Here is a 20,223-nt window from a genome sequence, read left to right as displayed (position 1 = left end):
GCCGGCAATTTCCCCTTACGTTATTTACGGTTGGATTTTCCATTTTTACGGGAAATGTATTTTTCCCAGAATGCGACTGCATCTTTTTCCCAGCCCTCTGCACTCGTTCCTATACCCAATCCGAACCCATGTCGCAGATTCGGGAACAGATGAAATTCGGCATCAATGCCTATGGCCTGAAGATTCTCCACCCGCTGACGCATGACCGATGCGCTCGCGATGGCGTCGTTATCACCGATAACCACGTATGTCGGGGGATCGTTGCGCGTATAATCGGAGTGCCCGGTATAACCCATCACGACCGTTGCCGGACGCGGATGTACCGCACTGATGAACCCCTGCGTCCCGTAAGAGCCGAGATAAGCCGCCATACGTGCCCCCGCAGAACCGCCCCAGAGCGAATAGTCGTCGGTCGATACCTGCAACTCTTCGGCATGGCGCATAATAAAGTCGATGGCCCCGGCAAGGTCTTCGCAAGCGGCCTGCGCCCCGCCCGTGCGGTATTGGATGGAAAAGGCGTTGTAACCCATCTTGCTCAACGCGATGGCAAGCGGAAATCCCTCGTGGATAGCTCCCACATACGAGAAACCTCCACCGGGACACACGATTGCGAACGGTTTGCCGGGTTCTCCCCGAAAAAAGAACAGTCCCGTATTGTTTTTCCGGGAATCCGCCTGCTTATCCGCATCCGAATAAATGTCATAAAAGAGCGTGTTCCCGTCATGCACGTAATCGACCATCGTGTTGATGGTTTCAACCGCTCTTTCGCCCGTTATGTAATTATGATACGGGAGCATACTCGCCACATTCTGCAATGTCATATTATCGTTATAGCTCCGCTCTGCCGGGAGTATGAATCGTCCGAACCCGTTAAAAGCCTCATGATTGACAACATCGCTCACGGTATTGGCCGTGGTCAGATGCCCGTAAACGGGTGTCGTATCATTATCCTCTTCTTCAGTATTGTTCGGATCATCCGACGGTTGCTCTGTCTCCGGTTTATAAGGCTCGTCTTCAGTAGATGTGCAAGCCATAAATGGCATTATCGAGCAAAGCAATAGCATTATTCCTACCATCTTTTTCATAGTCTATTTATTATTGAAGTGAAATTTATATCGGAGCCAGACAACCCCGTGTTCCCGTTGTTCTACCGAAAGAAGTTGCAGGTTTTGACCTTTTGCCGGGTAATCGGTTTTATTCCCGATATACTCGAAAACAGAGGGAATACCTGCAAGCCCGTCGATTCCGGGATAAACGACTAAACTTAACTCGTCAATAACTCCCTCTTTCAGCAAAGCTCCATTCAAGATTCCTCCGCCCTGCACCGATACCGAACGGATACCGAACTCACGATTGGCCGCTTCAAGACCCGCGTGCAAATCGGTTGCGTCTTCCACGACAACATAAGAGATACGCATCCCGCGCAGGAACGCGAGATATTCTTCCGTGACGTTCCGGCCTAAAACCACGAGGATATTATCGCCACGCAAGGTGGAGGAGGTGAAGAGTATGTCGCCGTCGGGATCAGACACGATAAACATTCTCTCGGAGTGCCGCTCTCCCATGAAAACAGAAGCGGTTCCGGAGAAGGGGGTATTCCCTTTGCTCGATTTTTCAGGAAATACAGCGCAAACCGTGTTTTTCCCGAACATCCACGCATCGGTATTCAGTTCACGGCCGATAGCCGCGTAAACCTTCAACAACTCTGTTTTATCCGTTTCGCCGAAGGGTTGCGTCCAGCGATTGTCGAGTAACCGCCCATCGACGGAACTCATGATATGACATATTACTTTTGGTTTCATATTTCTTCTGTCTATTTACTTTTTATAGGGGAACCTCCGAACACATCGCTCATGCCTATTGTATCGAGTTCCGCATCAATGCGCCGGATTTCCTCTGTTGTCAGGTGTATATCCACAGCCCCGATATTCTCCTTCAATCGCGAAAGATGGCGCGTGCCGGGAATGGGCACGATCCACGGATGCTTGTTTATCATCCACGCCAATGCGATTTGCGAGGGTGTGGCATGGTATTCATCTGCCAGACGCTCTACAAGGCTGAACAGCCTTTGGTTCTGTTCAAAACTTTCGGGACGGAACTGCGGCATGGATGCACGGTAATCTGTCTTGGTGTCGAATCGTGTGTCGGCCGTGTAACAATCCGTCAATAACCCATTCGCCAACGGGGAAAATGCCACGAATCCGACACCCAACTCTTCGAGCACGGGAAACAGATTCTCGTGCCACCGCGCCATCATCGAGTAACGGTTCTGAATGGCTGTAACGGGACAGACTTTATGGGCACGACGCAGATACTCCTCCGTTGCTTCCGATATGCCCCAATGGAGGATTTTACCCTCCCGTATCAGGTCTGCCATGACACCGGCCACCTCCTCCGGGGAAATCTTCGGATCGATACGATGCTGGTAATAGAGGTCGATGCGGTCGGTCTGTAAACGACGGAGCGATTCCTCGACCGAATAACGGATCATGTCGGGACGCGAATCCGGTATCAATGCGTGCGGCCCGGATGATTGGGGAGCATCGAATCTCAAACCGAATTTCGAGGCGATGACAACCCGGTTGCGTAGCGGCCTTAACGCTTCGCCCAGCAACTCCTCGTTATGATGCGGACGGTCGGGAGTCCCGTACACTTCAGCCGTATCGAAAAAAGTGTACCCCATATCCACGGCATACGCCAGCAACTCTTTCATCTCATGTGTATCGGCAGGCTCCCCGTAGGCATGGCTCATACCCATGCAGCCCAATCCGATGGCGGACACTCTCAATCCGCTCAATCCTAATACTCTGTATTCCATTGTGCTATTTGATTTCATTAGAAATATCCTTACCGTTCGATTCTTTTAACCGGAAACCGCTATAAGCGGCAAACAAGGCGATGACCAGCAATACGGCAAATGCCGCTAAATAGGAATCATTGCCGTAAATATGCACTCCATCCACCACCTGCGGCGGGAAAAGCTCCATTATCCATCCCGTGGAATGACCGATAACGGCTGTCACGATATAGGCCAGAAAGGCATAGACGCTTAACATCACACCCCAAATATCGTTACGATTCGACTCGCGTACCAATGCGACAATGACCGGCGAGATATTTCCGGCAAAGGCAAGCAGAATAAAGGCACCGCTTATCAACCACGGAAAATGAACTCCCGACAACAGGCAACCGACAATCAACAGAAACGCGGCTGCGGTTCCAACACCGGAGAAAAGCATCAACGGACGGCGACGGTTCTTCAACATCTTGCTCAAAGCGGGAGCCAGCAGACTATTGACAGCACCTATGACCATCAATGCGGTAAGAACCCATCCGGCACTTTCGGGATTCATACCCGAATAATCTTCCAAGAATTTTTTACCGAAGATGCTTTGTATCGCGAAATAAAGCCCGAACGGGAAACCGCCGCAAACGAGAATATGGATATTCTGGCGTACTTTCAACACTTCAAAAAAACGATGGTAGTCGAATTTGGCGGTCTGTACCACTTCCGGCATGGGAAGCGTGCATTTCAATCCGGCATAGGCGAGATAGATTAAGGTTGCTATGCCCCCGACCAGCAACAAAGCCTGCTGCCAGCCCATCATCTGTACCCCGGCAATGAAAGGGGCATTGCCCATCACTCCGCCCAAATAACCGCCTACCATGACAAAGCCCAACATCATGGCAAAGCTGTTCGGATAGATGCGGCTCGTTTCCTTTGTAATACTCAAATAGATACTTGCAGCACCGAACCCCACCATGAAGCGGGCGACATAAAGCAGCCAAAGAGATGGCGTGACAGCGGACAAGAGACTGCCTCCGCACAGTACCAGACCTCCCCAAGCCATAACACGCGCACCGCTGAAACGATCCACCAGCAACCCGACTACCAACTGGCTGATGGCATACGTGTACATGAATATCGCTCCGATGCCGGTAACACTTCCTGCGGTTGCCGAAAAATGTTCCTGCAACTCGTTGAATATAGCACCCGGCATTACCACTTTTTGCAGGTTGGCAATAAAGTAAAGCAACACGGCACAAAGCCAGAACAGGAATAAACTTTTTGTCGTATCTTTCTTCATGGCTTCAAGATTTTATGGCTGTTCCACCGAATACCGCCGACATCCGCATCGTGTCCAATGCTTTGTCTATCTGTCTCACCTCATCCGCTGTCAGATCTATATCCGAGGCTCCGGCGTTTTCCTGCAATCGGCTGAACTTGCGTGTCCCCGGAATAGGTACGATCCACGCTTTCTTGCAGAGCATCCATGCAAGGGATATTTGTGCCGGGGTGGCGTTCTTTTCTTCGGCCAAACGGCGTACCAGTCCGAGCAACTCCCGGTTCTCCGCAAAACTTTCGGGACGGAACTGCGGCATGGAAGCACGGTAATCCGTTCCGGCCTCGAAACGGGATGAAGCCGTGTATTGGTCGGAGAGCAGGCCGTTGGCAAGCGGAGAGAACGGGACGAACCCGATACCCAATTCTTCGAGCACGGGAAAAAGCGATTCGTAGTGCCGTGCCATCATGGAGTAACGGTTTTCCACGGCGGTAATCGGGCAGACACTATGTGCCCTGCGGATTACCTCTTCCGTGGCTTCCGAGATTCCCCAGTGGAGGATTTTTCCCTCCTTTATCAAATCGGCCATTACGCCCGCAACCTCTTCGGGCGGTACACCCGCATCCACACGGTGCTGGTAGTAAAGGTCGATATGGTCGGTCTGCAATCTCTTCAAGGAACCTTCCACGCTGCGACGGATAGTGTCAGGGCGTGAATCGGTAATCAACGGGTAAGGAATCTTTCCGCTCTCCGTATCGAAACGAAGTCCGAATTTTGTCGCAATCACGATACGGTTGCGATACGGTTTTAAGGCATTTCCCAATAGTTCCTCGTTATCGTGAGGATTCTCTGTCGTACCATAAGTTTCGGCGGTATCAAAGAATGTATAACCAATTTCTACGGCTTTAGCCAACAGTTCCGACATTTCCCGTTTATCGGCAGGCGCACCATAAGCATGGCTCATGCCCATGCACCCCAATCCGATGGCGGATACATATAATCCGCTTTTTCCTAATTCTCTATTCTTCATAATTTTCTTGATTTGTTTTTTTGTTAATCTTTCAGTTAGAAAGAGATTTACCTATATAATCTGTTTATTGCAAAAAAGTAAATTGAGCTGGTTTTACACTGTCATAATGGAATCTTCCGGTCAATCCAAACCTTTTTCATGCAGGAAATCGAACATGAGGTCGCTTATCTCCAAATTATTTAAATCGGAAAACAGGAAATGCGTATTACCTTTTATGCCGATTTCTGGCAGGTGGACAACTTTTGCATCTCCTCCATGGCGATTTATACATTCTGCGAAAAGCCGTGCCATTGCCAAGCGTACACGCCATGTGTCCTGCCCCCAGTGTTCAGTTGGCTCTTTAGGAATATTGTCACCGTAATAAATAATGATAGGAATGCGCGTGAGAGAAGTGAATTGCTCCAGTGATACGGAATCAGCAGTCAATGCTCCGTAAGGACAAGAGGTCGGCATAGGAGCCGGAACCTCTCCTTTAGGAAAAATAAAACTACTACCCGGTTCGTAAGCGACTACCGCCCGTACTTTGGGGTTTCTGATGACGGTCAGCCATCCGGGACCTCCACCCATAGAATGAGTTACCAAGACTCCTTCTCCTGTACGGTCGAACACGGCAGCCATTGCATCCGCTACGACATGCTTGTCAAAAGCTCCCGTATTCGGGGTGATTTGTCGCATGAATTGTTCCAATGACTGCGGATCTTTTGGAAACTGAACATCGGGGAAAAACTCCGGCCATATACCCAAACGGAATATTTCAAACTGGAAAGCTTCTTCCGGTAAAGCAGAAATAGAATCGGACACTATACTTCTCCCGGCTTTTCCCCTACGAGGCTGATCAACCAAATAAACACTGAATCCCAACCGTAGAAAGATATTTTGAAATCCTTCACGCCCGTCGGGTGTGGTTTCCCACGTTTTTGAAGATTCTCCGTTACCATGCAGAAATACCAGCGGGTATTTACGGGCATGAAGCGGTTTCTGGTAAAATACATACGCATGGTCTCCGTGGAGTGTCTGTCCGGCAGGATTGGTCGGGTCATTTTCATTGTAGATTCCTGGGGTTGTCACGGCGGCTCCTCCGGCAAGGAAACTTCCCTGTTCCTTTACCACCAGCACTTCACTATCAACCCGTTCCCGTCTGTCTTGCCCGCATGATATAAACAAACTGAACAAAATGGCTGAAGCCATCCATCGCTTTAGTGAATTTTTCTTTCTCATTGCTTTTCTCATTTTTATTCACCGAAACAGAACCATCAAATCGGACGATATCTGTTTCCTTATTTTTGATGTTGCAAAGTTAGAGAGAACCTTTCAGCGAGGCTTTACAAGAATTGCGGTTGAAAATGCTATTATTTCGGTTTTTTGATGTTCTCGTGCAGATACCCCGATTGGCCTGATTTCATTTTCCGAAAAAATGGTAATTACACCCGTATTTTTTGTTCCTACCAAATGAAGGAACGTCCGTAATTTTGCAGTCGGATAAAAACTTGAAACCATAAATAATAGTTAAGTATGAAAAAGTATTTGATTTTACTGATGATGGCTATGACCATCACAATGTTCGGAGCTTGCTCGCCCGAAGATGAAAATGAACCTGAAATGCCGGGTATTGAAACACTCGAAACACCGGACGAGGAGGAACCGGGCGATCAGGAAGGACCTGATAACCCGGACAATCCCGACAATCCGGGGGAGAATCCCGATACTCCCGAAAGCGACAGCAAAATTCTGGTAGCCTATTTCAGTTGGGGAGGGACGACACAACGTATGGCGCAGGAGATTGCCAGCCAGACCGGAGCCGATCTTTTTCGGATAGAGCCGACAGTTCCTTATCCTACTGACTATACCGAATGTACGGAAGTCGCCCTTGAAGAACGGGACAACGATGCACGTCCGGCTATTGCCGACAATGTGGAAAATTGGGAACAGTACGATGTTATCTTCATCGGTAGCCCCGTTTGGTGGCATACAGCTCCGATGATCATCGCCACCTTTGCCGAAAGCTACGACTTCTCCGGTAAGACCGTCGTGCCATTCTGCACTTATTCGGCAACTTACCGAGACGAAACGCTCGCCCGCATTGCAGAACTTACGCCCGATGCTGCCCACCTGACCGGTGAAGGGCTGACGAGCGGACGAATCAATGCAGAAAATGTAGGAACGTGGCTACGGGAAATCGGGGTTATTGAATAAACTTATTAATAAAAGGGAATATGAAAACAGTAAAATTGAACAATGGTGTCGAAATGCCGCAAATGGGTTACGGCGTCTATCAGGTATCAGAATCCGAATGTGAACGATGTGTTAGCGATGCCTTGAAAGTGGGTTATCGGATGATTGACACGGCTCAAGCCTATCACAATGAAGAGGGTGTCGGCAATGCCGTAAAGAAAAGCGGAATCGACCGTAAGGAGATTTTTCTCGTATCGAAGATATGGATTTCCAACTATGGTTACGAAAAAGCTAAAGCCTCCATTGACGAAAGTCTGTGCAAGTTGCAGACAGACTATATCGACCTGATGTTGCTTCATCAGCCATTCTGCGACCGTTACGGTGCATACCGGGCATTGGAAGAGGCATATAAGGAAGGTAAATTGCGGGCTATCGGTGTAAGTAATTTCTATTCCGACCATTTCATCGACATCGCCAGCAACATGGATGTTGTTCCTGCCGTCAATCAGGTGGAAACCCACGTGTTCAACCAACAGATAGAACCGCAAAAAATCATGGAGGAGTTCGGTACGCGCATCATGTCGTGGGGCCCGTTTGCCGAAGGTCGCAACAACTTCTTCACAAATCCCTTACTTGCAGAAATCGGTGTGAAATACGGCAAAAGTGTAGCACAGGTCGCTCTTCGCTGGTTGATCCAGCGAGGTGTCATCATCATCCCAAAATCCACGCATATCGAACGTATGCGGCAGAATATCGACATCTTCGATTTCGAGCTGACCGCCGAAGATATGGCTTCTATCGCCACGCTCGACACGGGAAAAAGTCTTTTCTTCGATCATCACGATGCGGAGACCGCACGAATGTTTATGGACTGGAGGTAATATATGAAAAAGAATTTAGGTAATACTCCCGTAGTCGCTCCGTTGCCCGTATTGATTGTGGCAACCTACGATGAACAAGGTACACCCAACGCTATGAACGCGGCATGGGGAGGGCAATGCGGTTATCATCATGTTGCATTGAATCTCGCACTTGGGCATAAGACTACCGAGAATCTGAAATACAAAAAGGCCTTCACATTAAGTATTGCCAATGTAGAAACATTGGTGCTTTCCGATTATTTCGGTCTTGTTTCCGGACGCAAAAAAAACAAGATTGAAAAAACGGGTGTACACGTTACCCATAGCGAATTTGTCGATGCACCCGTTATCGACGAATATCCTCTGACTCTCGAATGTAAAGTTGTAGAAATGCAGGAGGCGTTGGGAGAAATGCACGTCGTGGGAGAGGTTGTAAATGTGCAAGCTGATGAATCCATATTGAATACACAAGGTAAAGTGGATTTAGGAAAGTTGCAGCCTATTTCGTTCGATTCCGTATTACGTTCTTACCGTGTACTCGGAGATGTGGTTGGCAAGGCGTTTAAGGATGGTGCGCAGTATCGATAAGGTTATACCGGACGAATGTATATGGCAGTCTCGTTATCCGTTTCAGGCAATTTACTTTTACCCCAGTGTTTTCATCTCACTTGAAAATGGAAGACCTGGCTGCCATTTCATCTCTTTACACTGATTATAGCGTGTGGTCGTGACCGGAAAGTCGGACTCTCGATTGCGGTCTTTTCACCAGCCATCGACTCCTTACTACCCGGTATATCCCTGGTTACAATACTGCCATTATTATGTTACAGCCCTGACGTAGCGTGATGTTTATTTATCTCAAATATGAAAAAAGGGAATTTATGATTAATGAGAAATACCAAATGACCTTGAATGATACCCTCATGCTAAGAGGTATATCCATCTTGATTATTATTTTGCATAATTATATTCACCGATTTTCAAATGTCGTACTTGAAAATCAGCATGTATATTATCCTGAAAGAAATAAGGAACTTATAAATAGTTTCCTTGAATTTGATTCCGGTTTATTCCTGGATTTGATTTCCCACTACGGGCATTATGGAGTACCGGTATTCGTTTTTCTAAGTGGATATGGTCTGGTCATGAAATATGAGAAAAAGGAGGTCTCCTTAAAATTTCGGGAGTTTATGAGGAGGCATGCCGGCAAACTTTGGCTGCTTCTGCTACCGTTATTAATCCCTCATTTTCTTTTCCTTGGCATAAAAGACCCTTCTTATTTTCAGGAACATTGGTTTGACCTGGCATTGATGACAGGCTTTGCAGGCAATCTACATCCGGAACCATATATTTTTCATGGACCATGGTGGTTCTTTTCACTGATAGTCCAGTTATATGTTATTTACTATGTTTTTGTCTATCATCGAAATATAAGACCTCTCGTTCTTCTAACGGTAGTGTGCATAATGGTTCAGGCTACGGCAATCGGCATTATCAGGAGTACAGATTTGTTGGAATACTTCAGATTCAATTTTATTGGTTCCGTACTTCCTTTCGCATTAGGAATCATAGCTGCACGAAGAAACTTTTTCCCGACGGGAAGTATGGCGGCAGTTGTCTTTATCCTTTTTATTGTATGCTGCTTTAATCAGTATTTATGGCTACTGACGTTCGGTCTCGTGACGATCGCAGTTTTACCGTTGGTAAGGGTTTTGCATTCAAATAATAAACTTTATGTCTCCCTTAAATGGCTCGGAGGTATTTCTGCCTTTTTATTCGTCACTCATCCGATAGTCAGGTCATGTATGCTTGGAATAAACCAAGATTTCCCTTGTCTGTCTATTTTGGGATATATATTGCTAAGCATATTGTTTGCATGGGAATACAAGAGGCTTCTACTATGGTGTAAAAGCAGAATATTATTCGAACAGAGGAAATAATATATGGATTTGGAAGGAAATTTATATTGAAAGGTTTACTTTGGTCTTTCTCTTATATATACCCGGACCAAAGTAAACCAAATTCTTTTTGTATTCATAGAAGTTAATAAGTAAAACGGGAACGTTTCCATTATCATGTTTCTTTATTGCTATATAGACTCCAGTATTAGTCGAACAATCCATTTACCAAATTTACCGCATCATCTTTCTTCTGATTGATAATCTTGGCGTACACTTGCGTCATTTTAACATCGGCATGACCAAGCAACTTAGAGGTAGTGTAGAGGTCTGCACCGAGTGTCAGCATCATTGTGGCAAATGTATGTCGCGCGGTGTGAAATGTAAATCGTTTGTCAATTCCTGCCGCTTTTGCCCAAGGCTTGATAAGCAGGTTCATCATCGACGGGTTTGGCAGATCAAATACATGGTCTTCTGCCATCTTATCCCCACGTTCCGGCATCCATTTCAATGCTTCGGGAGAAAGAGGCAAATAAATTGGTTCTTTGGTCTTTTGCATGGACACAGCCAGACGGTATTGCCCTCTATCAATAAATACATCTTTCCACTTCAAGCCGATAATATCGCTCACACGTAATCCGCAGAAACAGGAGAACAAATAAGCGTGTTTTACGGCTTCATTTTTCATGGGAGTAGCGATTAATGCCTTTACTTCCTCAATGGTCATATACGATCGTTTACTTTCCGGCAACCGAATCTTATCCGAGTTGTTTATTTTGGTAAAAGGATTCACCTTGATAATTTCTGCACGGACAGCAGCATTCAAAGCTCCATTCAAGATACGGTAATAAGTGTGGAGCGTAAAGTTAGTTACCCGCTTACCCTTTGGACGATATTCCGTCAGTAGATAGTCGATATACTCCTGACAAAAGGCTTTGTCAATCTGATCCATCGTCATTCGCTCTCCGGCAAAATCTTTCAATATGCGGATAGTTACCTTGATTTGGTCGCCATCCTTTTTGCCTCGTTTCGCCTGATTCTCTTTGTAGGTCTCCATCCAGTCCAAAAGAAAAACCTTTTCCCGGTTTTCAATACCAGCCTCACCATTGGTCAGTTCGATGATACGCTTCGACTTGATGGCATTAGCGGCATTCATTGTTACCTGGTTCTGTTTACGAGCGTTGTTATCTGTTTCCGGAATGATATACATCTTGAGGTACTCATAGGTTCGCTTACCGTCACGGTATATATCCAAATAGAGACTTTTGCTCCCATCGGCTAATTCTTTCATCCGAAGACGGATTGGTTCTTTGACTTTAGCAGGCTTCTTTACTCGTGGCATAATTCCTCCTTCTTTTACTTATTGTTTCTGCCACAAATGTAGAAAGAATAATCTATATTGAGAAACAAACAAGAAACAAAAATGTACCAAATAAGAGCCAAATTACAGAAAATAGAGAAAGCAACTGAAAACATAAATTCAAATATAAATACCTGATATATAGCTGTTTTATTATCATTTTATTGGGCTTTGTTTTCGTTTTACACGTTTACTATATAAATCTGGAAAATTTATAAAGTGTCACTTCCTATTTTGCATCTTTTTTACATATCGATCGTATATTCCACAGCAAATATAAGACATATTTGTTGTAATTGTCTTAACTTTGTATATTTCAAATCAATATGCTGAATGCAGCCCATTATATTGCGTTGCGACATCATCAGCGCTTTGATTATTAATACACAGATATGGCACGTTGTCTATATAATTCCACAATCCGCGAGTTCCTGCAGTTGTCCCCCGAGGCGCTGTTAGGACGTTTCGTGAACAATTACCACGGGGCTGCACTTACCACAACCAATGAAACGTGGGTCAACGAGATTCACATCATGCAGGAGGTTCTGCAACCGTGGAAGGATGAAGATGAACAAGTGATATTCGAGTACGACATTCCACGCCTCGGAAAACGGATCGATGTCGTTCTGCTGCTCCGTGGATTGATCTTCTGCCTCGAGTTCAAGGTCGGAGAGCGGGACATGCTTCAATCCAACATAGAACAGGTCCTGGATTATGCCCTTGACCTGAAAAACTTTCATTTGATGAGCCAAAACAGAATCATTATCCCGATTCTCGTACCTACTCGATTCCGAACAAGTTCAAGCGAGTTCATTCCCTCAGTATACGATGATTCCATATACAACCCATTGGTGACTGGAGCCAACGGATTGCAAAAACTTATTGCGGATGTTCTGGCTCATGCTAAAGCGATGGCCCCGGATCCCAGCTTAGGAGCCGACTGGATTATTAGTCCTTATTCCCCCACCCCGACCATCATCGAGGCGGCAAAGAAGCTCTATGAAAACCACTCGGTAGAGGACATTACCCGCCACGAAGCTGACAAGGTATCGACCGACCGCACCATTGCATATATCCTCGATGTAATCAAGACAAGTCGTGAGAAAGGAGAGAAGAGCATCTGCTTTGTAACCGGCGTACCCGGAGCGGGAAAGACGCTGGTCGGATTGGACATTGCCGTCAAACAGTCCTATCAGAATGGCGATAAATTGATCGAAGACGAGGGTGCAGTCTACCTATCCGGCAACGGACCACTGGTCGCTGTGCTTACCGAGGCTTTAGCCATTGACAATCAGAAAAAATGCAAAGCTCTAGGCGAGAAAAAGAATATGTCGGACTCTCGGAGGGAGGTCGGCAAGTTCATACAGATGATTCACCGCTACCGCGACAACATGCTGGACAAGATCAAGAATCCCGTTGAGAACGGAGTCCTCGAGATTGACCCGCAGAAAGCAATGAAGCTAGCAAAGTCCGGCTACGGAGAAGTGGAGCATGTGGCCATCTTTGACGAAGCCCAGCGTTCATGGACACATAAAAGACTCGCAGACTACCTTAAACGAGGCGGTACCTATGGGAACAAACTCAAGGTGCCGAACTTCCCCTACTCTGAAGCCGCATTCCTAATTTGGTCTTTGGATCAGCGGGAAGACTGGGCAACGATCGTATGTCTGGTAGGCGGCGGTCAGGAGATCAATACCGGAGAAGCAGGCATCTCAGAATGGCTCAAGGCACTTAACGAGAAATTCACACACTGGCGAATCTATATCTCTGACAAACTGACCGAAGCGGAATATGCCGAAGGTCGAGTCAATGAACTTTTAGCCAACAATGACAAGGTCACGTTTTCTCGGGAACTTCATCTGGGAGTTAGTCTGCGTTCGTTCAGAGCCGAGAATCTCTCCGCCTTCGTACACTCTTTACTCTCTTTCAATCCGGATGCTTCTACATGGTACAACACGATAAAAGAACGCTATCCGATTGTACTGACAAGAGATATGGCCAAGGCAAGGGCCTGGCTGCGCAAGAACACTCGAGGTTCGCAACGATCAGGTGTGCTGGTTAGCAAGGCGGCCGCACGGTTCAAACCATTGGCCATCGATATTTTGAATCAAGGCGACGAAAATGCCGTACACTGGTTTCTGGAGGACAAAAACGATATTCGTTCGTCCAACTATCTCGAGGATGCCGCAACTGAAATTCAGGTTCAAGGTCTCGAACTGGATTACACCTGCGTCCTGTGGGATGCTGACCTGAGATGCGAAAACGGACAGTGGCGATATTATAACTTCAACGGCCGGACGGCCTGGCGCGAAGAGACAGGCCATACCGAAAGCAGCATTGAGCGAAGGAGATATATGTTGAATGCTTACCGCGTCCTCCTGACACGAGCCCGCATCGGCATGGTCATCTGCATCCCAGAAGGCAATCCCAACAAAACCATCGGCGGTTTCCCGGAAGATGCGACCAGACTACCTGAGTTTTATAACGGTACTTACGAATACCTCAAATCAATAGGGTTGGAGGAGATATAATCGAATAATTAATCATGTGTCTTTATTAGATAGGGCACTCACAAAAGACCATTTATGGAAGCCTCACCTCAAGAATTATTATCTCAATACAGCGAGATTCGAGAATGCGATTTCAAAGAACGCCATTATTCCGTTCGAGATAACGGTGCAATATACCGGCATCCCAAAAAAGATTGCCGCCCCTCCAGACTGGACTGTATATGGACCTTTGGGTCCAAAGACAATAAAACAGGTTATATGCTCTATGGTGGAGTTCGCGTTCATCAAATCGTCACAACAGCGTTTCATGGAACGCCTGATGATCCACATATGGTCATCGATCACAAAGATACGAACAGATGTAACAATCGTCCCGAAAATCTTGCATGGGTTACTCGGTTGGAGAATGCTCTCAACAACCCCATAACCAGAAATAAAATCAAATATTTATGTGGTTCAATCGAGGCTTTTTTAGAGAATCCCTCCATTCTGCGTGAATCTGCATCAGATCCCAATACCGGCTGGATGCGTACTGTATCAAAAGAAGAGGCAGCAAAATGCCTTAAAAATCTTGAAAGATGGGCAACGGAAGATAACACTACCCCAAAATCATCAAATGAAAGCAAAGGAATCGGGGAATGGATCTACAAAGACAGCCCAGACAGCGGATTCGGATCATCTTGGAATCTAGCTTGGGATTCAAAAGAGACACATAAATCATATGCTCAGCAACGGGCTGAAATCGAAGCTGAAACTGCCAGACACTACGAAGAACAACTCTCACTCAAAGAATCTCTAACGCCAGGAGCAAAACAAGCACATTGGAAAATCCCAACAGAGTTTCCTTTGTGTCCCAACACTCATACAAAAACGCCATTACAAGACTACATAGCAAATTTAATTCCGACAGCAGTATTTTGCCAAAACCAATACTATCATTCAGAAGTCATTAAAGCAGAACTTTCTTTAGACGAAAAACATATAGCTGTACTTACAACAACTAGCGGAGTTACGAATTTTACTCTCACAGAAATCAGATATGAAGATGGTTTCTACATACACGAAAGTATTCGTACATTCTTCACTGAAGATGGTGCTAAAAAATACTACACACTATCCTTAGGAAAAGAATGGATTGGAGGGGATGTGCCAGAAGATTATTGCTAATAGATTACTTAAAATCAATTATTTAAGTGTCTATATATAATAAGACCTGGATTTGTGTAGTTTTCTTTTAAGCTTCCATTATTATTTGACAATTAATTTAATGATATATCCCCATCTTTAACTTTATCTATCGTGGCTTTTCTATGATAGCCATTCTTTGTGTATTCGTTTATCCATATTAGCCTTCTCGTACCATCACCATACGGTTGTAATCTAAAATGGCCACTAACCTGAAAACATTCGTCATTACATATTTCAGTGTACCATTTACTATCAAATAGATAATAATCAAGCCCCGGTTCTGTTATTACCTGTGTTTTCTTATTCTTCTTAATTTCTTTTTTCACTGTACTTGAAACTTTACCCAATTGGACTTCCGCCCATTGTCTTAAACACAAATAATCCAAAACCATATCAATATAGTCTCTAAGATTAGCTTCCATGCAATTATCTAATAAAGGCAAAATCATACAGTCTAACTGATGACCTTCGCCTTTAATCTTATCCTTTGGCGAAACACAAATATAATATGTTGGAATCGATAGATATTTGTCAATTTTATCTTGAAATATCCATAATGTTAGACATCCATTTTTTATGCTGTACACAACATAGCAACCTTCAAGAAAGTATGGACTACGAACAATTCCATTCTCATTATCTAATTCATTAAGAATATCCATATGAAATTGAGTAAATTTCATATAAGATTTATCCATTGTATCAATGAATGTTTTTGAAAAAATCACTAAATTACGACAGTTACCTTTTATCCTAGATAATTCTCTAATTGCACTTTCTCTATTAGAATCAACAACACTCCCTATGTTATTATACCAATTAAGAATACTTTGAGGTAAGTTCCTGTTATCGAGATTGAACAAATATCGAAATAATGTGATGTCGTTTATGCTTTTATTATTCTTCATTATAACTGAATTTAAAGTTATTCTCTGATATAAAATATATTAATACCTTTGTTTCTCTGGAATCACCCCACGTATGCCACCTTTTGGGTTCTCCACGTCCCCCTTATAACGAGGGATCAGATGCATATGGACATGAAACACCGACTGGCCGGCAGCTTCATTGACGTTGATTCCGACATTATACCCGTCAGGGTGATAACGCTCGTCCACCTTTTGCTTCACATACTGGAGCATTACATTAATCGCTTCTCGCTCATGATTGGTCAAATCGAAATAGGAGGCGACATGACGTTTGGGAATTATCAGAGCATGCCCGGGTGAAACAGGGTAACCGTCATAGAAAGCCACGCACGTGGCCGTCTCGCAAATCACCTCCACCCTGCGCGACAAACGACAGAAGGGACACTTTTCTCCTTCTTGCCGTGGAAGTTTATTGAAATGATTGTATTGATAAAGCTCATAACTCGAATTGCGATCCAAGCTCAAAAAAGGTAAACGGACATTACATTGGTAGGTATATTCCCGATAAATGGCATGAAGCCTGAATCCCTCCTCTTTTAAATCACGCCGAACGGCAAAATAGGCAGTCCCTTTTGGTGAAAGAAGATTAGAAACATTCATCATCACCTCAGCTTGGGCATACGGCTCCAACACATTCAGCACATAGACACAAAATATGGTGTCAAATTTGCCTTCAGGGTATTCCGTGCGATAATAATAATCATACCCAGTAATGTCATATCCACGCTGTTTCAACTCATCTGTATCATATCCGAAACCACAACCGAAATCAAGGATACGCCCCTTCAGCAAATCGTGTTTCAGAAGATAACGAACAGGGATAGACAAGTCCGTGCGTCTAATAGCCGTCAAGTAAGGATGGTTGATTTTCTCTAGTGCCATAATCGTTTAGTATTTCCAAGTTTCAAATCCCATATTCAAGGCTATCTGATGCATCGGCGTGAATGTCTGGAAAAAACAGTCAAATAGATGTTCTTTATCCATCGAAACTATTTCCTGCGGCGTATGCCCCAAAGAAAGATAGTCTTCCAACAACTTTTCTTGCTTTCCCACATTCAGATTGATACGCAAAGCAGCCTGATGGGCTATCGCCAACTTCGGGAGATATAGATTCAGGTCGGGCAGATTGTTGCTCTTGAAACTATTGATACTCGGATCGGCTGGCATCAGATTCCAAAGCAGGTCATGGGAGACGAAACTCCACGGAATAAAATGATCCAAGTCATACATACGTTCCTCTAATAGGTTTCCAGTATACGGACATCTAACTTCCATACCACGCTTTATGGCCGTATTCCAAAATTTATGTTGCGCGGATAAGGAGTTCCGTTCCTCACGTTTCACTAACTTAGTGGGTATAGCTGGCACGTTGGGATTTCTCGTCTGCAAGAAGCCCGACAATCCCCAATAGGCAAAAGCGCTCAAAATATCATAATTCTCTCTCAAATAATCCAGCCATGCAGGGTTCATATCAATCCATAACGTTCCGTCTTGTTTCTCCAATTTATAAAGGCAACCGTTCTCGAACGACTGGGAGCGGACCACCGTCTGACGATCATCGGATGTATCAATCCAAGGACGCAAGAAGCGGAAAGGGACGTTCATTTGCAGGAAATTCAACCGTTTTCGGACATCCGCCCTCTGGACAAGCTCATGCAACAAATCCGTCAAATCTCGGATACTGATATTGATGGGAATGTTATACTCTTTTTGCAAAGCCCATATCGCCTCATAAAGGGATTCCGACTTTCCAAAAGAAAGACGGAAATAGATTACCGGATACCAGGCGTTAGCCACCATTGTAATCATAATATCCCATACATTCATCCTCGTTTTCCCATGCTTTACGCACAAGTCAAGGATACCGAGAAACCAATAATATTTATAGGTCGCCACAGTCTTGTCAAACACTCGGTTTAGGTATTTGGTCGTCAATATGTAGGATTGAGGTATTTGCATATAAAATATTTAATTGCCTTATCTACAAAGATAACGGAATATTTTCAGTCGCCAATTTTCATCTTTTGAAAAATTGCCATATCATAATTTAGTGATACAATATTCGAGATCATAGGAATACCATCTCTACATCATTCTATCAACCCTATCAAAACAAATAAAGAACTTGGCTTTCTCCTATACGCCCCCGCATAGAGATAAGCCAAGCTAACAATTACCACGAATCCGCTAAGCGATAGGTTTAACCTGCTCCTCCGGCTGCCATTCTGTAAGTGAGACAATCTCTTGATATTGTTCCCAAGTCAGAGACGAATCGCCATCGTCAGAGCATTCGTATTCCCATGGCAGTTCGTAGACAGAGCCTTCTTCCTGATAACCCATATAATTGTGATATGAGTCGGGGACTAGACGTACATAATCCTCTTCGAGCAGGATTCTCAGGAGTTTCTCTGCGTCATATATCAGTAGCGGTGCCCCGGCCTTATACAAAGCTGTCGCCACTTCAATTGCCAATCCGGCATTGGCAGAATAACTGTTGGAAACGACTATTTCCCATCCCTGTTGCCGATCGTGTGAGGCAAAGATATTCAGGCGTGAAAGCCCCAGTTCACCATAGTGGTCAGTTGCGAACCGCATGAAATCCTCCGGACTGTCAATGTCATACATTTCCGTCACATAAACGAACTTCTTCCGCTTGTAATAGACCACATCACGCAGTTCTTCAGGAACATCCTGCGGATCTGTATAGATGCGTCCCCTGAATCCACGCTTCCGGTGATAAGCTTCGTACACCTCGTTGGCAATGCGGTAATATGTGCAATACCTTCGGATGGTCATGGTTTCAAAAAGAGGGGCAGAATACCCGTGCACCGAGTCCTCCAATGCCTTGATGGCCATATCCCGATCTTCCACCTCAATTTTGAAATTCGGCACAATGCGGTTAAATTCCTTTTGTGAGATCCGTCCTATGCGCTGCTGGTACGGCAGGTTATGCGCCACGTAATCGTTGAACCCGTCGGGATTTGCGACAATGACATCAATCATCCGTTCCAGATAATCGAAGAGGCGGGTTAGATTCTCCCTACACCACGTATCATTTGGTTCTGCATCCGTACACTTGGAACGATTCGTAATGATAAAATGGGTGTGCTTCCGGTCCGTAACACGGATTGACCGGGAATCCCCGTATCGGCTCGAAGCAACATGGAACCACCTGGTCTCCATAGGGTTGAATGCAAGCCAATCTGCAAGGAACGCCTCCCGACTGTCATATTCCCTCGAAGCGATCAATTCCTCGGCATCCCCCCACTCTTCCGGCACAGGCCGTGGCACTTCGATATGGAATCCCCGGCACTCATCGTCGCCCATTACGGCCAGCTGCTCGAACCGATGTTGAATCTCAACAAGCCGTTCAAGCATATCGCCACCACCAACAATCTCCCATTGACGGCTTTCGCCCAACGCCTCCAAATGCGAAGCATTCAGGCCGACCTCCTTCGCCAAATCGGTAAAGAACTTTCTATCTATAATCTTTCTTTCGTTCATTTCTGTATGTCCATTAAATTTCAATAAACCTGGCCGGATCAAATCCGTTCATCAGGTGTTCATCTTCAAAAACATATCCCATATGGTTACAGGCAATTCATTATTTTTCAAGTATCTGCTGTTCTCTTGGAACTCCATGTGCAGATCACTCATGTATTGTATCTTCATCTTACTGTTCTCCTTTCCTTGATTGTTCAATCTGTTTCCCTATGATTGCCTTTACCTGTGCAAAAGAGACCGGTGTGAAATCGTTGTTGTCCACTCCGACATCATATTGTGTCGGAAGAAGCATACTCAGTCGAGAAGCATCCTTTCCGGTATTGTTCCTTCGGGTATGCACGTGTCCGAAAAGCTGCCAGGTGTCATCGTATGAGCCGCCATAGCAGAGGAACGGACAGTGATTCAGATAAATCTTCTGTTTATCCACCTCGATATACATCTGCATCGTTATCTGCTCGAAGTATTTCGTGTAATTCTGCCTCAGGTTCTTGATGTCGTGGTTGCCGGAAATAAGGTATATTTTCCCGTTCAGCCTGTTCCGTACGTTTACCCATTCGGCAGAACCGCTCAGACAGAAATCGCCCAAGCGAAACACGATATCCTCCGGACCGACCACGCGGTTCCAGTTGGAAATAATCGTTTCATTCATGTGTGATACATCCTTGAAAGGCCTGTTGCAGAACCTGATGATATTGGTGTGGTTGAAGT

At 45.2% G+C, this 20,223-nt stretch carries 18 protein-coding genes and 1 pseudogene; 6 read left to right on the top strand and 13 right to left on the bottom strand.

Translation table 11 applies throughout. The annotated features are described in order from the left end of the window. Window positions 1-20: 20 nt before the first annotated feature. The 6 genes from Q0093_RS13530 to Q0093_RS13505 form a co-directional block, all read right to left on the bottom strand. On the bottom strand, window positions 21-1,085 hold the full coding sequence (locus Q0093_RS13530) for an alpha/beta hydrolase (protein WP_297931476.1): 1,065 nt from the start codon (window positions 1,083-1,085) through the stop codon (window positions 21-23). 3 nt (window positions 1,086-1,088) lie between these two features. After that, on the bottom strand, window positions 1,089-1,802 hold the full coding sequence (locus Q0093_RS13525; protein ID WP_297931473.1) for a dihydrofolate reductase family protein: 714 nt from the start codon (window positions 1,800-1,802) through the stop codon (window positions 1,089-1,091). A gap of 11 nt (window positions 1,803-1,813) precedes the next feature. Next, on the bottom strand, window positions 1,814-2,818 hold the full coding sequence (locus Q0093_RS13520; RefSeq protein ID WP_297931471.1) for an aldo/keto reductase: 1,005 nt from the start codon (window positions 2,816-2,818) through the stop codon (window positions 1,814-1,816). A 4-nt stretch (window positions 2,819-2,822) separates the two neighbouring features. Further along, on the bottom strand, window positions 2,823-4,088 hold the full coding sequence (locus tag Q0093_RS13515) for an MFS transporter (protein WP_297931467.1): 1,266 nt from the start codon (window positions 4,086-4,088) through the stop codon (window positions 2,823-2,825). Between the two features lie 4 nt (window positions 4,089-4,092). Continuing rightward, a complete protein-coding gene (locus Q0093_RS13510; protein ID WP_297931464.1) occupies window positions 4,093-5,094 on the bottom strand; it encodes an aldo/keto reductase in 1,002 nt (333 codons plus the stop codon). 120 nt (window positions 5,095-5,214) lie between these two features. After that, window positions 5,215-6,312 carry an alpha/beta fold hydrolase gene (locus Q0093_RS13505; RefSeq protein WP_274225729.1) on the bottom strand — a complete coding sequence of 366 codons (1,098 nt, stop codon included), beginning with the start codon at window positions 6,310-6,312 and terminating at the stop codon, window positions 5,215-5,217. 294 nt (window positions 6,313-6,606) lie between these two features. On the opposite strand from Q0093_RS13505, the gene Q0093_RS13500 reads away from it, so the two are divergent. The 4 genes from Q0093_RS13500 to Q0093_RS13485 all read left to right on the top strand — a co-directional run bounded on the left by Q0093_RS13500 (window position 6,607) and on the right by Q0093_RS13485 (window position 10,066). Beyond that, window positions 6,607-7,287 (top strand): flavodoxin, encoded by a 681-nt coding sequence (locus Q0093_RS13500; RefSeq protein ID WP_297931456.1) that lies wholly within the window; start codon window positions 6,607-6,609, stop codon window positions 7,285-7,287. Window positions 7,288-7,307: 20 nt separating this feature from the next. Further along, complete coding sequence (locus tag Q0093_RS13495) at window positions 7,308-8,147, top strand: aldo/keto reductase (protein WP_297931453.1); 840 nt, start codon at window positions 7,308-7,310, stop codon at window positions 8,145-8,147. A gap of 3 nt (window positions 8,148-8,150) precedes the next feature. Beyond that, window positions 8,151-8,714 carry a flavin reductase family protein gene (locus Q0093_RS13490; protein WP_297931450.1) on the top strand — a complete coding sequence of 188 codons (564 nt, stop codon included), beginning with the start codon at window positions 8,151-8,153 and terminating at the stop codon, window positions 8,712-8,714. Between the two features lie 293 nt (window positions 8,715-9,007). Next, window positions 9,008-10,066 carry an acyltransferase family protein gene (locus tag Q0093_RS13485; RefSeq protein ID WP_297931447.1) on the top strand — a complete coding sequence of 353 codons (1,059 nt, stop codon included), beginning with the start codon at window positions 9,008-9,010 and terminating at the stop codon, window positions 10,064-10,066. Window positions 10,067-10,232: 166 nt separating this feature from the next. Here the strand turns inward: Q0093_RS13485 and Q0093_RS13480 are convergent, their stop codons facing one another. Further along, window positions 10,233-11,366, bottom strand: coding sequence for a site-specific integrase (locus Q0093_RS13480; RefSeq protein WP_195597065.1), 1,134 nt, complete (start codon window positions 11,364-11,366; stop codon window positions 10,233-10,235). A 410-nt stretch (window positions 11,367-11,776) separates the two neighbouring features. Between Q0093_RS13480 and Q0093_RS13475 the strand changes: the two genes are divergently transcribed. Further along, entirely contained in the window at window positions 11,777-13,915 is a 2,139-nt protein-coding gene (locus Q0093_RS13475) for a DNA/RNA helicase domain-containing protein (protein WP_297931442.1), read from the top strand. A gap of 54 nt (window positions 13,916-13,969) precedes the next feature. After that, entirely contained in the window at window positions 13,970-15,061 is a 1,092-nt protein-coding gene (locus Q0093_RS13470; RefSeq protein ID WP_297931439.1) for an HNH endonuclease signature motif containing protein, read from the top strand. Window positions 15,062-15,153: 92 nt separating this feature from the next. Here the strand turns inward: Q0093_RS13470 and Q0093_RS13465 are convergent, their stop codons facing one another. The 6 genes and pseudogenes from Q0093_RS13465 to Q0093_RS13445 all read right to left on the bottom strand — a co-directional run. Further along, window positions 15,154-15,990: a hypothetical protein gene (locus Q0093_RS13465; RefSeq protein WP_297931436.1), complete on the bottom strand. Its 837-nt coding sequence runs from the start codon at window positions 15,988-15,990 to the stop codon at window positions 15,154-15,156. Between the two features lie 39 nt (window positions 15,991-16,029). Continuing rightward, the gene (locus Q0093_RS13460) at window positions 16,030-16,893 is read right to left on the bottom strand and encodes a bifunctional class I SAM-dependent methyltransferase/HIT family protein (RefSeq protein ID WP_297931433.1); all 864 of its coding nucleotides are present in this window, start codon (window positions 16,891-16,893) and stop codon (window positions 16,030-16,032) included. 6 nt (window positions 16,894-16,899) lie between these two features. Continuing rightward, window positions 16,900-17,970, bottom strand: a complete 1,071-nt coding sequence (locus tag Q0093_RS13455) for an HNH endonuclease domain-containing protein (RefSeq protein WP_297931430.1) — start codon at window positions 17,968-17,970, stop codon at window positions 16,900-16,902. A gap of 228 nt (window positions 17,971-18,198) precedes the next feature. Next, window positions 18,199-19,515, bottom strand: coding sequence for a hypothetical protein (locus Q0093_RS13450; RefSeq protein ID WP_297931427.1), 1,317 nt, complete (start codon window positions 19,513-19,515; stop codon window positions 18,199-18,201). Between the two features lie 84 nt (window positions 19,516-19,599). Continuing rightward, window positions 19,600-19,683, bottom strand: a pseudogene (locus Q0093_RS14885) (metallophosphatase); the annotation flags it as partial. Between the two features lies 1 nt (window position 19,684). Further along, on the bottom strand, window positions 19,685-20,223 hold a 539-nt coding region (locus Q0093_RS13445), incomplete at its 5' end, for a metallophosphatase (RefSeq protein WP_297931425.1).

The sequence above is a fragment of the uncultured Coprobacter sp. genome, from assembly GCF_947855755.1.
Classification (GTDB): domain Bacteria; phylum Bacteroidota; class Bacteroidia; order Bacteroidales; family Coprobacteraceae; genus Coprobacter.
The sequence above is the reverse complement of the archived record's forward strand: the minus strand, read 5'-3'. Positions and strand labels throughout refer to the sequence as shown.

Excerpts from the sequence above, each read along its gene's own strand:
- Q0093_RS13510 (WP_297931464.1), bottom strand. The coding sequence starts at position 5,094 with ATGAAGAATAGAGAATTAGGAAAAAGCGGATTATATGTATCCGCCATC.
- Q0093_RS13450 (WP_297931427.1), bottom strand. The coding sequence starts at position 19,515 with ATGAACGAAAGAAAGATTATAGATAGAAAGTTCTTTACCGATTTGGCG.
- Q0093_RS13530 (WP_297931476.1), bottom strand. The coding sequence starts at position 1,085 with ATGAAAAAGATGGTAGGAATAATGCTATTGCTTTGCTCGATAATGCCA.
- Q0093_RS13460 (WP_297931433.1), bottom strand. The coding sequence starts at position 16,893 with ATGGCACTAGAGAAAATCAACCATCCTTACTTGACGGCTATTAGACGC.
- Q0093_RS13525 (WP_297931473.1), bottom strand. The coding sequence starts at position 1,802 with ATGAAACCAAAAGTAATATGTCATATCATGAGTTCCGTCGATGGGCGG.
- Q0093_RS13490 (WP_297931450.1), top strand. The coding sequence starts at position 8,151 with ATGAAAAAGAATTTAGGTAATACTCCCGTAGTCGCTCCGTTGCCCGTA.
- Q0093_RS13520 (WP_297931471.1), bottom strand. The coding sequence starts at position 2,818 with ATGGAATACAGAGTATTAGGATTGAGCGGATTGAGAGTGTCCGCCATC.
- Q0093_RS13495 (WP_297931453.1), top strand. The coding sequence starts at position 7,308 with ATGAAAACAGTAAAATTGAACAATGGTGTCGAAATGCCGCAAATGGGT.
- Q0093_RS13475 (WP_297931442.1), top strand. The coding sequence starts at position 11,777 with ATGGCACGTTGTCTATATAATTCCACAATCCGCGAGTTCCTGCAGTTG.
- Q0093_RS13455 (WP_297931430.1), bottom strand. The coding sequence starts at position 17,970 with ATGCAAATACCTCAATCCTACATATTGACGACCAAATACCTAAACCGA.
- Q0093_RS13505 (WP_274225729.1), bottom strand. The coding sequence starts at position 6,312 with ATGAGAAAGAAAAATTCACTAAAGCGATGGATGGCTTCAGCCATTTTG.
- Q0093_RS13515 (WP_297931467.1), bottom strand. The coding sequence starts at position 4,088 with ATGAAGAAAGATACGACAAAAAGTTTATTCCTGTTCTGGCTTTGTGCC.
- Q0093_RS13480 (WP_195597065.1), bottom strand. The coding sequence starts at position 11,366 with ATGCCACGAGTAAAGAAGCCTGCTAAAGTCAAAGAACCAATCCGTCTT.
- Q0093_RS13500 (WP_297931456.1), top strand. The coding sequence starts at position 6,607 with ATGAAAAAGTATTTGATTTTACTGATGATGGCTATGACCATCACAATG.
- Q0093_RS13485 (WP_297931447.1), top strand. The coding sequence starts at position 9,008 with ATGATTAATGAGAAATACCAAATGACCTTGAATGATACCCTCATGCTA.
- Q0093_RS13470 (WP_297931439.1), top strand. The coding sequence starts at position 13,970 with ATGGAAGCCTCACCTCAAGAATTATTATCTCAATACAGCGAGATTCGA.
- Q0093_RS13465 (WP_297931436.1), bottom strand. The coding sequence starts at position 15,990 with ATGAAGAATAATAAAAGCATAAACGACATCACATTATTTCGATATTTG.